Source organism: Bradyrhizobium sp. AZCC 2289 (assembly GCF_036924615.1).
Classification (GTDB): domain Bacteria; phylum Pseudomonadota; class Alphaproteobacteria; order Rhizobiales; family Xanthobacteraceae; genus Bradyrhizobium.
Genome location: NZ_JAZHRY010000001.1, coordinates 7,563,411 through 7,579,201, shown reverse-complemented (window position 1 = coordinate 7,579,201; position 15,791 = coordinate 7,563,411). Strand labels below are relative to the sequence as shown.

The 15,791-nt window shown below is 60.6% G+C and carries 9 protein-coding genes and 2 pseudogenes; 6 read left to right on the top strand and 5 right to left on the bottom strand.

What is annotated here, in order from left to right; genetic code table 11:
* Positions 1-438 precede the first annotated feature (438 nt).
* The 3 genes and pseudogenes from V1289_RS35890 to V1289_RS35885 all read left to right on the top strand — a co-directional run.
* Positions 439-834 (top strand): annotated as a pseudogene (locus tag V1289_RS35890) (GAF domain-containing protein); the annotation flags it as partial.
* A gap of 69 nt (positions 835-903) precedes the next feature.
* Positions 904-1,302 (top strand): annotated as a pseudogene (locus V1289_RS49995) (PAS domain-containing protein); the annotation flags it as partial.
* 33 nt (positions 1,303-1,335) lie between these two features.
* Positions 1,336-2,385: an ATP-binding protein gene (locus V1289_RS35885; RefSeq protein ID WP_442896218.1), complete on the top strand. Its 1,050-nt coding sequence runs from the start codon at positions 1,336-1,338 to the stop codon at positions 2,383-2,385.
* A 116-nt stretch (positions 2,386-2,501) separates the two neighbouring features.
* Here the strand turns inward: V1289_RS35885 and V1289_RS35880 are convergent, their stop codons facing one another.
* Entirely contained in the window at positions 2,502-3,188 is a 687-nt protein-coding gene (locus tag V1289_RS35880; RefSeq protein WP_334403318.1) for a response regulator transcription factor, read from the bottom strand.
* A gap of 465 nt (positions 3,189-3,653) precedes the next feature.
* Between V1289_RS35880 and V1289_RS35875 the strand changes: the two genes are divergently transcribed.
* The 3 genes from V1289_RS35875 to V1289_RS35865 all read left to right on the top strand — a co-directional run bounded on the left by V1289_RS35875 (position 3,654) and on the right by V1289_RS35865 (position 11,711).
* Positions 3,654-4,241: an AraC family transcriptional regulator gene (locus V1289_RS35875; RefSeq protein ID WP_334403316.1), complete on the top strand. Its 588-nt coding sequence runs from the start codon at positions 3,654-3,656 to the stop codon at positions 4,239-4,241.
* Between the two features lie 418 nt (positions 4,242-4,659).
* Positions 4,660-10,515 (top strand): AAA family ATPase, encoded by a 5,856-nt coding sequence (locus V1289_RS35870; RefSeq protein WP_334403314.1) that lies wholly within the window; start codon positions 4,660-4,662, stop codon positions 10,513-10,515.
* A 131-nt stretch (positions 10,516-10,646) separates the two neighbouring features.
* Positions 10,647-11,711: an IS110 family transposase gene (locus V1289_RS35865; protein ID WP_334398280.1), complete on the top strand. Its 1,065-nt coding sequence runs from the start codon at positions 10,647-10,649 to the stop codon at positions 11,709-11,711.
* 564 nt (positions 11,712-12,275) lie between these two features.
* Here the strand turns inward: V1289_RS35865 and V1289_RS35860 are convergent.
* The 4 genes from V1289_RS35860 to V1289_RS35845 all read right to left on the bottom strand — a co-directional run bounded on the left by V1289_RS35860 (position 12,276) and on the right by V1289_RS35845 (position 15,604).
* The gene (locus V1289_RS35860; protein ID WP_334403312.1) at positions 12,276-13,271 is read right to left on the bottom strand and encodes an ABC transporter substrate-binding protein; all 996 of its coding nucleotides are present in this window, start codon (positions 13,269-13,271) and stop codon (positions 12,276-12,278) included.
* Positions 13,272-13,489: 218 nt separating this feature from the next.
* Positions 13,490-14,023, bottom strand: coding sequence for a c-type cytochrome (locus tag V1289_RS35855; RefSeq protein ID WP_334403310.1), 534 nt, complete (start codon positions 14,021-14,023; stop codon positions 13,490-13,492).
* Positions 14,010-15,299 (bottom strand): sulfite dehydrogenase, encoded by a 1,290-nt coding sequence (gene soxC / locus V1289_RS35850; protein WP_334403308.1) that lies wholly within the window; start codon positions 15,297-15,299, stop codon positions 14,010-14,012. Before soxC ends, V1289_RS35855 begins: the two co-directional genes overlap by 14 nt.
* Positions 15,299-15,604 (bottom strand): hypothetical protein, encoded by a 306-nt coding sequence (locus tag V1289_RS35845; RefSeq protein WP_334403307.1) that lies wholly within the window; start codon positions 15,602-15,604, stop codon positions 15,299-15,301. Before V1289_RS35845 ends, soxC begins: the two co-directional genes overlap by 1 nt.
* Positions 15,605-15,791 lie beyond the last annotated feature (187 nt).

Here is a 15,791-nt window from a genome sequence, read left to right as displayed (position 1 = left end):
GTCCCTCCTGTGGCTTTCGTTAGCTTATCGTAGGAGCCGAGCAAAACACAACAAAAGATGCAGATGGAGCCTCGCGCCCGCGATGCGCTGATCGACGCTCCCATGTGATGGACCTGGGCCAACCTGCGGTCAAGTTCACGACCGTTGCGGAGGCTCTGAAGCGCCCTTTGAATTTGGGGGTATAGGGTGGTACCGTCCCGGTGTACGTCAATGGGATTTGTCCTTCTGGTTCAGCGCTGATGCGGGATAGCATTTTCCAATCCCACGAGCACCTCGGCGACGAGCCCCCTCGCAGCGAGACACTAGGTCGAGGGGACGGGGAATTGCGGACCTCGGTCCCCGAACTGGCGCTCATCATCGGAGACGTTCCAGAGATCTGCCGCTGCGGGACGCGCAAACGGCGTCAACTTGTTGAAAGATGAGGCTTTCGAAGAGACCATGCCTACTCTGGCTCTGGTACCCTCTGAAATCATCAAGAAGTGGCAAGAGATCGTGGACTTACTTGCCGAGATCATGCACGTGCCTTCTGCCTCCATAATGCGGGTCGATCCTCCCCACATCAAAGTTTTCCTCTCCAGCACGTCCAAAGGAAATCCTTGCGAGCCGGGCGGTCTCGATACGGGACCTTATTGCGAGACAGTCATGAAGACCGGTCAGCCGCTGCTCGTCCCTGACGCTCTCGAGAACGAAGCATGGAAAGCGAACCCGCATGTCAAGCTGGGGATGATCTCTTACCTGGGCGTCCCAATCGGTTGGCCCGATGGCCGCATATTCGGGACGATTTGCGTTCGCGACAATAAAAGGAACGAATATAGCGAGGCTTATCTCAAGCTACTGCTGCACTTCCGCGACATGCTGCAGGCTGACTTGAAGTCATTGGCAAGATTGCACGGAGAGATAGAAGAACACGAAGCGAAGATCCGGCGCCTGGTCGACGCCAACATCATCGGGATTATCATCTGGGATCTCGAAGGTCGCATTCTTGAGGCAAATGACGCGTTTCTCCGCATGTTGGGATACGATCGAGAGGATCTTATCTCGGGTCGCCTGAACCGAATGGACCTGACGCCGCCGGAATGGCGCGAGCGCGACGCGCGGACTGTTGCAGAGCTGAAGATGATCGGGGCAGTCCAACCATTCGACAAGGAGTACTTTCGGAAAGATGGGGGCCGCGTGCCCGTGTTGATCGGTTTGGCTGCGTTCGGCGAAGAACAAGACCAGGGTGTCGCTTTCGTGCTCGACCTGACCGAGCGCAAGCGCGCGGAGGAAGCATTGCGCGAGAGCGAGGCAAAGTTCCGCGACTACGCCGAAACCACCTCCGATTGGCTTTGGGAAATCGGTCCGGACTACAAATTCACGCGGTTAACCGAGAATGCGTTTGGTTCAGACCCGGTGGATCGAATCGGCACGGCGTGCTGGGATCACGCTCTCGACCTTGAAACGGAGTCGGAGAAGTGGCGGCTTGTTCGGGCAACTCTCGATTCACGCAAACCGTTCCAAGACTTCGTATATTGCGCCGTGGGCGGCAACGGCTCTCCAATGTACGTTAAGGCCAGCGGCAGGCCAGTGTTTGACGCCAACGGCGAATTCCGTGGCTATCGCGGCACCGGCACCGATGTGACAGCAATCGTGCGCGCGCAACGAGCGGAGGAGTCTTTGCGGACGGTAGAGGCGGAACTTGCCCATGTCAGTCGCGTAACGACTTTGGGTCAGCTGACGTCATCAATCACCCATGAAGTGAACCAGCCGATCACAGCGGCAGTCACGTACGCGTTAGCCGCCCGGCGCTTCCTAAGCGCGGAGCCACCGAACCTTCGCGAGGCGGATGACGCGCTCTCTCTGATTGTCAAGGAGGGGAATCGCGCAGGCGAGGTCGTCGGGCGAATCCGCGCACTCATCAAGAAGGCGCCCGCACGAAAGGACGCCGTAGCGATCAACGATGCCATCCTGGAGGTTATTGCTCTCACCCGTACGGAGGCCACAAAAAATAGCGTCTCGGTGCGGACGCAATTAGCGGAGGACTTGCCGCGTGTCCAGGGAGATCGGGTCCAGCTGCAACAGGTACTGCTTAACTTGATCATCAATGCTATCGAAGCGATGCGCGACGTCGGCGAAGAGCAGCGGGAATTGCTCATCAGCGCCCGTAACGAACCGGATGGCGTGTCAGTCGAGGTGCGAGATTCGGGTCCAGGCTTCGCGCCAGCGGCTCTTGAGCGCGTGTTCGAGGCGTTCTACACCACGAAACCGGGCGGTTTGGGGCTTGGGCTGTCGATCTGCCGGTCAATTATCGAAGCGCATAACGGACGATTGTGGGCGAGCCCGAACCTGCCCCGCGGCGCCAGCTTTCAATTCGCCCTGCCGGCGATCGCAAACACTGCGTCGTGAGTGGAATGCCGCTTCGGATCCGCGACGTAGCAGACGTGAAGTCTAGCAGGCACCCTGATCACCCGTGGTCAGACGCATTGAGACCATTCCGGGAGATGCAGGCTTAAGCGTCTGCGCTAGGCAACGCGACCCGGGCTATGCGGCTTTGTCGGCGTCAGTTGCAATTGGTCGGCCATGCGCGCCAAGTCAGGCAAGGACGATGCCCGCATCTTGCGCATTACCTGGCCTCGATGAACTTTTACCGTGATTTCGCTTACGCCGAGATCGGCTGCGATCTGCTTGTTTAACCGCCCGGTCACCACGACCGCCATGACCTCGCGCTCCCGCGGCGTCAACGTTTCGAAACGAACTTTCAGCCCTGCCACAGCTCGCTCCTGCTCAAGCCGCGCTCGATCACGGGCATGACCGAGCTGAATCGCGTCAAGCAAATCCTGCTCTCGGAATGGCTTTGTCAGGAATTCGATCGCGCCACCCTTCATCGCCTGCACCGACATTGGAATGTCACCATGTCCGGTGATGAAGATGATTGGCAGCTGTCTATTGGCACCTGCTAGCTCGCGCTGCAGTTCGAGTCCGCTCTGGCCGGGAAGCCGCACGTCCAGCACCAGGCAAGCGGGTCCTTCTGGCCGATCCGCCGCGAGAAATTCGCTCACCGAACCAAGTAAGATGACCCGAAAGCCGGCCGATCGAAGCAGCTTGCCTAGTGAGTCCCGCACTCCCGGATCATCGTCGATGACCATCACTGTTGGCGGTTGGTCATTGGCCCGTTGCTCTACCACATGTTCCCTCATCGACATGCGCATTAGCTTTGCCAGTCCGCCATGGAGCATAGCGAGATTATCGCGTGGGCGATAGAGGGGACGATAGAGGGGACGACCAGCCCAATTCGGCTCCGACGGGTCACAGCCATCGGCGATCTGGCCGGTTGAAGTCGGCCAGATTCTGCGTCAGGCGCCAGCTGCCCACCAGAGTCGAACCGACTAAGCTGGCAGCGCACAACCTTCGTATAGTGCGCACATTCCCATTTGGTACTCGATCTTTCCGCTAGATCAATAGTGAGCGCCAATGCGTGCCGTTATGGTGAAGTTCTCCTCCCTCGAGGCCGATCACTCCCCGCGGCCTCCCGTGCCCCTCCAGCGCGGTCCAGCTGGAGGGGCTCTTGTGAGCTAGCAGGGGCCAGGGTGATAGGAAGGTCGATGCCTGTGACGCAGCTTGCTCCATGGACCACAAGATTTCTGCCCCTCCGAAGCCAATCGTTGAGTTCCTTAATGGAAGGACTTCAAACTACCGAACCCGCTTCTTCTTTGGCAGCGGACCAGCAGTTCCACTTCGTTGCGAACAGCCTGGCCAAGCTGCTTGAAACCGCGACGCGAGAGCTCGCGCGTGATCGGGAGGCGGCCAAGGCGTCGCTGGTCACAGCATCGCACATTCTGCAAGCGGAGATCGAGCGCTGTGCGGGCGCTAACGGCTCCACAAGGGGCGGTCTGGCTGCTTGGCAAATCGCTCGCGTGCGAGCTTACATTGACAGCAATTTACACCGCACCATTCATATCCGGGATCTCAGTGCTGTCGCGCGTCGAAGCCCGGCGCACTTCTCACGGAAGTTCAAACTGGCCCTTGGCGAGCCGCCACACGCCTACGTGGTGAGAAGGCGTCTGGAGAGAGCCTGCCACCTGATGATGACCAGTGTGGAACCACTGAGCGAAATAGCCCTGAGCGTGGGCTTTTCGGATCAAGCGCATCTATGCAGGCTCTTCAGACAGGCCTTTGGTCAAAGTCCGGCCAACTGGCGACGCGAGCGCGAAATCCCTTACGAGCCCACCTTAAGAACCGGCATGGACGAGAATATCCCATGAGCTAGCGCTCCCGTGCGACAAGCTGGATGAGGGGCGCGATCGTCAAGCAGAGAGGAAGCTCCAAGAATCACATCTTGACCCATAGCAAGCATGTCGGGCGAATCCGCGCGCTCATTAAGAAGGCGCCCGCACGAAAAGACGCCGTAGAGATCAACGATGCCATCCTCAACAGTCGCGGCTGCGACTTCCGTTTTGTGCCATCATCGGAAGTCAGTTGATTTCTCGATCACTTCGTTGGTGCATTCTTCCTTGCCCAAGCATCTCGGCTCTACAAGCAAGAGGCCCGCGAGGTTCTCGTCTAGCCACAATATTGGCACCGATCGCATTTTTTGGGTGCCTGTTTTTGGGTTGATGACGGGCAAAGGCAAACGTAACCTAATCAATGCCTTAAAGTAATTCCTCCTGCCAGGAGGCTTTCATGAACGAGCTCTCGGGCTACGTATACTCGTCGCTGCGGGAGGGCGACATCGCTCTATACCGGGGCTCTGGCAACGGCTTGACGCCGATCCTGCTTGTTGCCGCAGAAGAAACCTCGCCCGGTTGCGTCGAGCGACTTGAACACGAATATGCGCTCAAGTCCGAACTTGACGCCGACTGGGCGGCGCGACCCGTCGCGCTGAGGCACGATAACGGCCATATGACGCTGGTGCTTGAGGATCCCGGCGGTACGCCGCTCGATCGACTGCTTGGCCGGCCACTGGACGTATCGCATTTCCTGCGCATCGCGATCCCGCTCGCGGGCGCGCTCCGCCATGTGCATGAGCGTGGCCTCATCCATAAGGACATCAAGCCGGCGAATATCCTCTTTAACGAGGCAAGCGGCGGCGTGTGGCTGACGGGGTTCGGCATCGCTTCGCGTCTGCCGCGCGAGCGCCAAGCCCCCGCGCCACCGGAGGTGATCGCCGGGACGCTCGCCTACATGGCGCCGGAACAAACCGGCAGGATGAACCGCTCGGTGGACTCCCGCAGCGATCTCTATGCTCTGGGTGTTACCTTTTACGAGATGCTGACGGGGACGCTGCCCTTCACGGCTACCGATCCGGTGGAGTGGGTGCACTGTCACATCGCGCGGCAACCGATGCCGCCGGATGAGCGGGTCGCGGGCGTCCCCGAGCTGCTCTCGGCAATCGTGATGAAGCTTCTCGCCAAGACCGGCGAGGAGCGCTACCAGACTGCCGCTGGTGTCGAGGCCGATCTTCGGCGCTGCCTGGCGGAGTGGGAGTCGCATGGCCGGATCGAGCCCTTCTCGCTCGGCGGTTGCGACGTATCGGACCGGCTTCTGATCCCGGAGAAGCTCTACGGCCGGGAGCGCGAGATCGACACTCTGCTCGCTTCCTTCGACCGGGTCGTGGCGAACGGCACGCCGCAACTCGTACTGGTGTCCGGATATTCGGGCATTGGCAAGTCCTCCGTGGTGAACGAGCTGCACAAGGTGATGGTGCCGCCGCGTGGGCTGTTCGCGTCCGGAAAATTCGATCAGTACAAGCGTGACATCCCCTATTCGACCCTGGCGCAAGCCTTTCAGAGCTTGATCCGACCACTGCTTGGCAAGAGCGATCCGGAGTTGGCTGGATGGCGCGAGGCTTTTCGGGAGGCATTAGGCCCGAACGGGCGGCTTATCATAGACCTGGTTCCGGAACTGAAGCTCATCGTCGGCGACCAGCCGCCGGTCCCCGAGCTGCCGCTCCATGACGCGCAATGCCGCTTTCAGCTGGTCTTCCGGCGCTTTCTCGCCGTGTTCGCGCGGCGGGAGCACCCGCTGGCGCTGTTCCTCGACGATTTGCAATGGCTCGACTCGGCAACGCTGGACCTGCTGGAGGATTTGTTGACCCAGCCGGACGTGCAGCATCTGATGTTGATCGGGGCTTACCGGGATAACGAGGTCAATTCCGCCCATCCTCTGATCCGCAAGCTCGAAGCGATCCGCAAGGCGGGCGCGGTCGTGCACGAAATTATCTTAACGCCTCTCGCGCGTGAAGACCTGGGACGGCTGATTGGGGATGCTCTTCACTGCGAACCGGAACGCGTCACCGCGCTGGCAGAACTGATCCATGAGAAGACGGCAGGCAATCCATTCTTCGCCATTCAGTTGATCTCTGTACTTGTCGAGGAGGGTTTGCTCACATTCGACTATGGTGAAGGGCGATGGTCCTGGGACGTCAATCGCATTCGCGCCAAGGGTTATACCGACAACGTCGCAGATTTCATGGCGGCGAAGCTGAGCCGTCTGCCGCCAACGACTCAGAAGGTTCTCGGCCAGTTGGCCTGCCTGGGGAATGCTGCCGAGTCGGAGGCGCTTGCGCTGGTTCACGAGGCGAGCGACGAAGCGACAAACGTAGCGCTGTGGGAAGCTGTTCGGGCCGGCCTCGTCCTTCGTTCGGGCGGCACGTATGCATTCCTCCACGATCGCGTCCAGGAGGCGGCCTATGCGCTCATCGTCGAGGACGAGCGGGCCATGGCGCATCTTCGCATTGGCCGATTACTTGCCGCGCGCACTCCACCGGAGCACCTCGAAGAGAACATCTTCGACATCGTGAACCAGTTCGATCGTGGCGCGGCGCTGATCAGCACAGAACGGGAGCGCGAGCAGGTCGCCACATTCAATCTAATGGCAGGTAAGCGCGCCAAGGCGGCAACCGCCTATGCCGCAGCCCTGCGGTATTTTGTCGTCGGACGCTCGCTGCTGGGGAAGAATGGTTGGGAGCAGTGCTACCAGCTCACCTTCGACCTCGAACTCAACAGGGGCGAGTGCGAATACCTGACCGGGGAATTGGCGGCAGCGGAAGAACGGCTCTCGCAACTATCGACGCGGGCACGGACCATTGTTCACGCCGCCGCGGACACCTGCGTGCGCATCAATCTGTATACGACCCTCGACCGGAGCAACAGGGCCGTCGAGGTAGGGCTGGAATATCTCCGCCGGGTTGACGCCCGATGGCCGCAGCATGCGACAGCCCAGGACGTCGAGCAGGAGTATGATCGGCTGCGGCAACGGCTCGGGTCCGGCTCGATCGAGGGGCTGCTCGACTTGCCGCTGATGACCGATCCCGACCGGCGCGCAACCATGGACGTGCTCACGGTACTAACGTCGCCCGCCTTGTTCACCGATTTGAATCTTTTCCGCCTCGTTGTCGGCCGGATGGCGAGCCTCAGCCTGGAGTATGGCAACAGCGACGGATCGTCCCTTGCGTATGCATGGCTGGGTGGTGTGCTCGGGACACACCTCGGCGATTACCAGGCAGGGTTCCGCTTCGGCAAGCTTGGCCTGGATCTGGTTGAGAAGCGCGGCCTTGATCGGTTCCGAGCCCGCGTCTACCTGGTTTTCGCCGTCCATGTCGCGCACTGGACACAGCCCTTGGCCACGAGCCGTGCCTTCCTGCGGCGCGCTTTCGAGGCCGCACAGGAAGCGGGCGATCTTTCTTATGCCGCTTACAGTTGTATTGACCTGACGGCGAACCTCTTCGCCTCCGGTGCTCCACTCGACCAAGTCGAACGAGAGGCCGAAATTGGGATAAAATTCGCGCAGGACGTGGGCTTTGGTCTTGCCGACAACAATCTCACTGTACAGTTCAGGCTGGTCCGGATGTTGCGTGGACTGACACTGGACTTTGGCTCCTTCAATGACGCAACGTTCGACGAGAGCCGATTCTTGCAGCGTTTTGAGAACAATCGCGAGCTGAGCATTTGCGCGTGCTGGTATTGGATTCGCAAGCTGCAAGCCGGCATCTACATGAGCGACTCCGTAGCTGCGATGGCAGCCACAACGAAAGTCACCCCGCTGCTATGGACCACGCCGACGCAAATTGAGCAATCTGAATACCAGTTCTATGGCGCCCTTGCCCATGCGGCGCGCTGCGATAAAGCTCCAGCCGAGGAGCGATCCCAGCATTTGGCGGCGCTGGCGGATCATAGCAGGCAGATCGCTGTCTGGGCTGAAAACTGCCCTGAGAATTTCGAGGACCGCGCTGCACTGGTGGGCGCTGAGATCGCCCGGATCGAAGGCCGCGCGCTCGATGCCATGGACTTTTACGAACAGGCCATCCGTTCGGCCCGCGCCAACGGCTTTATTCACAATGAGGCGCTCGCTTACGAACTGGCCGCGCGCTTCTACGCCGCGCGTGGATTCGAGAAGATCGCGCAGACGTATCTGCGGGAGGCCCGCTACGGCTACCTGCGTTGGGGAGCTGATGGCAAGGTGCGGCAACTCGAACAGCTCCATCCCCATCTGCGCGACGCGCTGGTCCCTGCGTCTCGCACTGCTACCATTGGCGCACCCGTCGAGCGGCTGGATGTCGGTACGGTGCTCAAGGCCGCGCAGGCAGTGTCCGGCGAGATCGTCCTCGGTGAGCTCATCAAGACGCTGCTGCGGATCGCAGTCGAGCATGCCGGCGCCGGGCGTGGGCTGCTGATCCTGTGCCACGGCGACGAGCCACAGATCGCGGCGGAAGCGACAACCGGCCGCGGCCAGGTTGAGGTGGCGCTGCGACAGGCAGCCGTGTCACCAGCGGAGCTTCCCGAGTCCCTGCTCCACTACGTGATCCGGACGCGGGACAGCGTGATTCTGGACGACGCCTTGGCGCAGAATCCGTTCTCGGCGGATGAATACATCTGTCAGAAACATGCCCGGTCGGTGCTCTGCCTGCCCCTGGTAAAACAGTCTAAGCTGATCGGGGTGCTCTATCTTGAGAACAACCTGGCATCGCACGTGTTCACGCCGGCCCGGATCTCGGTACTGGAAGTGCTGGCGTCGCAAGCGGCGATCTCGCTGGAGAATGCTCGCCTGTACAACGATCTCAGGGAACGTGAGGCCAGGATCCGCCGCCTGGTCGATTCGAACATCATCGGAATCTTCATCGGGGATTCTCGGGGCGGAATCCTCGAAGCCAACGAAGCCTTTCTCGACATCTTGGGCTACAGCCGTGAAGACCTTATCTCGGACCGGATACGGTGGACGAAGCTGACGCCCGCCGAGTGGGCCCCCGCCGACCAGGATGCGTTGGCCCAGTTGAGCGCGACCGGGAGCTGCAAGCCTTTCGAGAAGGAGTATTTCCGCAAAGACGGCAGCCGCGTACCGGTTCTGGTCGGCGGCACGTTTTTCGAGGTGAAACGGGACGAGGGGGTTGTCTTTGTCATCGACATGACCGACCGCAAGCGGGCCGAACAAGCGCTGCGCGAGAGCGAGGAGCGCTTTCGCACACTCGTACAATTCTCCTTCGACGTGTACTGGGAATCCGATGCGCAGCATCGCTTCATCCGTCAGGATTTCGCCGAAGGCCTTGCAGACCCGCCGGCGCCGGGCTCTGAAATCGGCAAGACAAGGTGGGAAGTGCCCTACTTGGAGCCTGACGCGGAGGCGTGGCGCAAGCACCGGGAGACCCTCGAGGCCCACCTGCCTTTCCGTGACTTTGAGCTCGCGCGACCCGCCCACGGCGGCAAGCGCTACATATCTGCTTCGGGCCTGCCGGTGTTTGATAAGGCGGGGCGCTTCATCGGCTACCGAGGCGTCGCGCGGCACATCACCGAGCGCAAGCGGGCAGAAGAGGCGCTGCGGCACATGCAGATGGAGCTGGCGCACGCGAACCGCGTCGCCACCATGGGTCAGCTCTCGGCCTCGATCGCCCAAGAAGTGAAACAGCCGATCACAGCGGCAGTCACATACGCGTTTGCAGCTCGGCGCTGGCTAAGCGCGGAGCCACCGAATTTTCGCCAGGTGGATGACGCGCTCTCTCATATTATCAAGGAGGGGAATCGCGCAGGCGAGGTCGTCACGCGAATCCGCGCACTCATTAAGAAGGCGCCCGCGCGAAAAGATGCCGTAGAGATCAACGATGCCATCCTCGAGGTTATTGCTCTCACCCGTACGGAGGCCGCAAACAATAGCGTCTCGGTGCGGACGCAGTTAGCGGAGGGCTTGCCGCGTGTCCAGGGAGATCGGGTCCAGCTGCAACAGGTACTAGTTAACTTGATCATTAATGCCATCGAAGCGATGCGCGACGTCGGCGAAGAGGAGCGAGAATTGCTCATCAGCACCCGTAACGAACCCGATGGCGTGTCAGTCGAGGTGCGGGATTCGGGTCCAGGCTTCGCGCCGGAGACTCTCGTGCACGTTTTCGCGGCCTTCTACACGACGAAGCCTGGCGGTTTGGGGATGGGCCTGTCGATCTGCCGTTCGATCATCGAAGCGCACGGCGGCCGATTGTGGGCGAGCGCGAACCTGCCCCGCGGCGCCAGCTTTCAATTCGCCCTGCCGGCGATCGCAAACACTGCGTCGTGACGCTGCACTTGTGAGCCGTCCTAAAGAACAGGCAACCCGACCGCGAGTTCTGCTAATGGGATGGTCCGGCCGTGCTCCTGCCCCGCCAGCAAGCGAAGCTGGCAAGGGGCGCCAAGGACAAGGAGCACGCCATGTCTCAGATACCCAATACCGCGATCGCCGTGATCGGCATCGATATCGGCAAGAACTCATTCCACGCCGTGGGCCACGATGCGCGCGGCGCCATCGTGCTGCGGCAAAAGTGGTCGCGTGGCCAAGTGGAAGCGCGGCTCGCCAATATACCGCCCTGCCTGGTCGGCATGGAAGCCTGCGTCGGCGCCCATCACCTGAGCCGCAAACTCGCATCGCTTGGTCACGATGCCAGGTTGATGCCGGCCAAATATGTCCGCCCCTATAGCAAGGGACAGAAGAACGACTTCAATGATGCCGAAGCGATTGCCGAAGCCGTGCAGCGCCCGACGATGAAGTTCGTGGCGACCAAGACCGCGGAGCAACTGGATCTGCAGGCGCTGCATCGGGTGCGCGAGCGGCTGGTGTCGCAACGCACCGGCATCATCAACCAGATTCGCGCCTTCATGCTGGAACGCGGGATCGCCGTGCGCCAGGGGATCGGCTTCCTGCGCACGGAACTGCCCACCATCCTTGCGACGCGCACCGATGCCCTGTCGCCCCGCATGTTGCGTATCATCGAGGAGTTGGCAGGCGACTGGCGCCGGCTGGATCAGCGCATCGATGGCCTATCCGGCGAGATCGAAGCCCTGGCCCGTCAGGATCAGGCATGTTCGCGCCTGATGACGGTGCCCGGCATCGGGCCGATCATTTCGAGCGCCATGGTGGCCGCGATCGGCACTGGAGACGTATTCTCCAAAGGCCGCGACTTCGGCGCCTGGCTCGGACTGGTGCCCAAGCAGATCTCGACGGGAGACCGCACGATCCTCGGCAAAATCTCCAGGCGCGGCAATCGCTACCTGCGCGTTCTGTTCGTGCAGGCGGCATGGGTTGTGCTGGTCAGGATAAAGGACTGGGAACGTTACGGGCTCAAATCCTGGATCGAAGCCGCCAAGAGGCGGTTACACCACAACGTGCTGGCGATCGCGCTCGCCAACAAGCTTGCCCGGATCGCCTGGGCGGTGCTGGCCAAAGGACGCGCCTTCGAGCTGACGAGGACCGACGATGCAGGCGTCCGACCCGCTTGATCCTCGCGCCGTGCTCGGCGCGGTCAAGGCGCAGCCTGGCGACGCCGGCGCCCGCCGCAAGCCAGGCGCGACGGCCGGCCTTGACCGCCCCTGCGCGCGACGCGATCGACGTTCTGCGGGCCGGGACGAAGGAACGGCCCTTGGCTCGAACAAAGGAACTGCGCGACATGAGGAGCAAGCGATGACGTAACCCTATCAACAGTTTCCAGCCGAGGTCTGCGAGAGGATGAGACGAGATGGAGGTTCGGTCTTCCGAGCGCGTGCGAACACTGGTGACCCAAATGGCCCAATCGAGGCCTGTCCGCTAATTAGAACGCACGCGCGCTGATATCCATGATGGCCCGGAGCACCACATGGGCTCCAATCAGAGGCCGGATACATTGATGCAAGACCGCCGCCGCCAATTCGACGAAATCTTCTTGCAACGCGCGGCCGGACCATACATGTGGGTCAATCGCTACCGAAATGGGATGTCCGCGCTACGTCCGCTTTCCCCCTAATAGCGACCGAAGGACGGACATCGCGGGATGTCTCAAACGTGCCAACAACGGAAGTGGCGAGACCTCATTCGATTACCTCGTCGGCCCGGGCAAGTAACGCGGGCGAAACGGTAAGACCCAGCGCCTTGGCGGTCTTCAGGTTGATCACCAATTCGTACTTGGTCGGTGCCTGCACCGGCAGGTCGGCCGGCTTCTCTCCCTTCAGGATGCGATCGGCATATGTCGCGGCAAGCCGAAACAGATCGCGCTGCTCACTTCCGTAGGACAGCAGACCACCGAGTTCAGGGAAGAAACGCCATGGATAGATGGCCGGTATGCGGTAGCGAGCGGCCAGCAAGACCAACTCGGCGCGATGCTCGTTCAGAAATCCATCCGGCATCACTATCAGGCCGGTAGTGGGCCCACGCACCTGAGCGGCAATGACGGATTCGAGCTCTGATCCGTCGTGAACAGGCGCAGGTATTGCCTCCATTCCGAGGGATGCTGCGGCAGTTTTGAATGGGTTGAGGTAGTATTCTGCAAATGGCGCTGTCGCCGGATTGAACAAGAAGGCGGCCCGGTTAAGGCGTGGCTCAATCTCCTTGAGTAGCTCTAGCCACTTGCCGGCAGTCGTCGCCTCCATAACGGTGAAACCCGTCACGTTGCCACCCGGCCGCGGCAGGCTTGCAACGAAACCGCTACCGACGGGATCGGCAACGATCACGAAAATAATCGGGACTGTATGCGTTTGTTGCAGCATCGACGCAGTAGGGGGCGTGTTTTGTGTAAGAATGAGGTCAGGCCGCAGTGCGAGCAGTTCCTTCGCTGATCGTTCTCTCACCTGCGCGTCGTCAAGCGCACCCCAGCGAGTGTCGATTCGGATGTTGCGGCCTTCGATCCACCCGAGCTTCTCAAGTCCCTGTCGGAATGCGTCCAGGTAATTCTTGAACTCAGGGTCGGTCTCCCTATGCACCATCAACAAACCGATGTGCCTCATCCGTTCGGCTTGCTGCGCGCGCGCGGCGAGCGGCCAAGTGATTGCGGTACTACCGAATACGCCGAGAAATTCGCGCCGCCTCATGTCCAGCCCCAGGCTTGGGAGAAGACATCGCAATGGCGAAGACTACCACTCTTTGAAGGAAGGGCGCAGATGGCTTGTTGGTTAGCCGATGTCCGAGTTGGGTCAAAATCGGCCCTGATGGCCTCGCAACCTCACTTCCGGTCTAACCCTGACACCGGACATTCTCAGCGTCCGTCGGCATGTCTCAAACGTGCCAGACTCAGACATTCAGGCAGCTTCTATTTTCCGCGCGAAAACGTCACAAATCCATCCCGGTTCGGCATTTTCACCTTTCGCAGTGTCTGCGCATCCATTGTGTCGTTGTCTGCAATGATGCCGTTGAGGTTCAAGATATAAGCGACGACCGCATAAACTTCGTCATTGGTCAGCGACTTCGATTCGTTATGTGGCATCGCTCGCCGCACATAGTCGAAGACTGTCGTGGCATAGGGCCAGAAGCTTCCCACGGTTTTGACCGGAGGCTTGTCGCCGGGAAGCGTTCCTTGTCCGCCCACGAGCTGATCGTTGGGCTTCCCGGCTCCTTTCTCGCCATGGCAGGCGGTGCATTTTGCCGCGTACACGGATTCACCTTGCTTTGGGGTCCCGCTGCCAGGCGGCAAGCCGACGCCGTCTGGACCAATGCTGATGTCCCAAGAGGCAATTTCCTCCGGTGTTGCCACCAGTCCGAAGTTTGGGCTTTCAGCCGCGAATGCAACGGCCGAAGCCATGGCAAGACCTGAGGCGGCGATGAGGAGAGCGTTACGCATAGACATGCTTCACCTCGCCTTTGTCGGAAACGGCCCAGGTCGTGATGGCGTTGGAGTGATAGATGGTTCGGTTGCCGCGCGCGGCGATCATCTTCTCTCGCGTCGGCTGGACGTAACCGGTCTCGTCGGTCGCACGGCTTTGCAGGACCGCCGGTCCGCCGTTCCACCGCCACGGAATGCGGAAGCGCGTCAACGCCTTCGGCAACACCGGCGACTGCAACGCCGCCTTTGCCCAGCTTTTGCCGCCGTCGGCCGAGACCTCAACCTTGGTGACCTTGCCATAGCCCGACCAGGCAAGGCCCGAGATTTCATAGAGGCCGGGCTCTTTCATAGTCAGCCCTGGTGAAGGCCGTGTGATCACAGACTTCCCTTCTTGAAGGAGCACAAACTGAAGGGATTTCCCGTCGGGCAAGGTGATCGTGTACTTCGATGTCTCATCCTTGGTCATCGTCGGCGCTTCGGTCAGCTTGATGCGCCGGAGCCATTTCACATTCATGTTGCCTTCGTATCCCGGCAGCAGGAGTCGCATCGGATAGCCGTTGGATGGCCTCACGCGCTCACCGTTCTGGTAGAGAGCAATCAATGCGTCATCCATCGCTTTCGCCAACGGTATGCTGCGGCTCATGCTGGCAGCATCTGCACCTTCGGCTAAAATCCATTTGGCCTTCGGATCGACCCCTGCTTCCTGCAACAGGACCGAGAGCCTTACGCCCGTCCACTCGGCGCAGGAGACAAGGCCGTGAATCGCCTGGACTCCAACTGCCGCGGCCTCCTTCTGGTACAGCAATTGGCCGTTACCACCACATTCGAGAAATGAGACGCGCGACTCCCGCGGATAGCGTTCTAGGCTTTCCAGCGTGAAGGTCAGCGGACGCTTGACCAGTCCGTGGATCAAAAGCCGGTGGGTATTCGGGTTAATGTCGGGAATGCCGCTATGAGAACGTTCAAAATGCACGCCATTCGGCGTGATCATGCCGTCAAGCAAATGGAGCGGTGTGCGGGCGGCACCTGTGCCAGTCGTGCCTGGCGCGGTGTTCCAAGTTCTGGCGACCTTTTCTTCGTATTTCGATGGCTGGCCGTAGCCGACGAATCCGGATCCTGGCACCTTCATCCAGGGCTCAATCGGTAACGCGTCGGCGGCAGATAGATTAGGCAGAGCGGAACTGGCAACGGCGGCCGCCGCCGCAGTACCCGCTGTCAAAAACATACGGCGATGAAGGAGGCCGTTCCCCGCCACGATGTCCAGATCGGACCCGTGAACGGTCGATCGATCAGCAGCCATCAAGTCCTCCTTTTTGACTTTGCCCCGGTTATCAACCCCGCTGTGCGAGTATTATTCTCCAGATACAGGTCGAAGCTCAATTCCCTGGACATTGGGGTCGCCGCGTAGCCTTCGGGTCCAGGTTGTAAAAACATGGTCGGCAGCTTCGCCGCCTGCTGCGCCCGCGCCGCGCGCGGCCCCATAACCGCCGCGCCGCCGACAAGCGTGATGAACTCGCGCCGCTGCATTTGCCCGAGAACGTGCCTCGTCCAATACCTAAAGCCTAACACGTTGCGACCCGCCAGCGAGGAAGAAATGGCACCCAACCGGGCCTCACACGCGATCAGGCTCGATGTCTCAGTTGGGTCAATCGCGTCGGTTTGACTGCGTACCGCCGACTTCCGCTCTGCCCCCGTCAACGGACATCGTCAGGTCGGCCCGGCAGGTCCGTTTCGTGCCAACAGCCGACGTGATAAAAGAAGCCGCCAACTGCGGCGGCCTTACCTTCTCCAC

Bases quoted from the DNA above. Each gene is read 5' to 3' on its own strand.
- V1289_RS35880 (WP_334403318.1), bottom strand. From the start codon at position 3,188: ATGCGCATGTCGATGAGGGAACATGTGGTAGAGCAACGGGCCAATGAC.
- V1289_RS35875 (WP_334403316.1), top strand. From the start codon at position 3,654: ATGGAAGGACTTCAAACTACCGAACCCGCTTCTTCTTTGGCAGCGGAC.
- V1289_RS35870 (WP_334403314.1), top strand. From the start codon at position 4,660: ATGAACGAGCTCTCGGGCTACGTATACTCGTCGCTGCGGGAGGGCGAC.
- V1289_RS35865 (WP_334398280.1), top strand. From the start codon at position 10,647: ATGTCTCAGATACCCAATACCGCGATCGCCGTGATCGGCATCGATATC.
- V1289_RS35860 (WP_334403312.1), bottom strand. From the start codon at position 13,271: ATGAGGCGGCGCGAATTTCTCGGCGTATTCGGTAGTACCGCAATCACT.
- V1289_RS35855 (WP_334403310.1), bottom strand. From the start codon at position 14,023: ATGTCTATGCGTAACGCTCTCCTCATCGCCGCCTCAGGTCTTGCCATG.
- soxC (WP_334403308.1), bottom strand. From the start codon at position 15,299: ATGGCTGCTGATCGATCGACCGTTCACGGGTCCGATCTGGACATCGTG.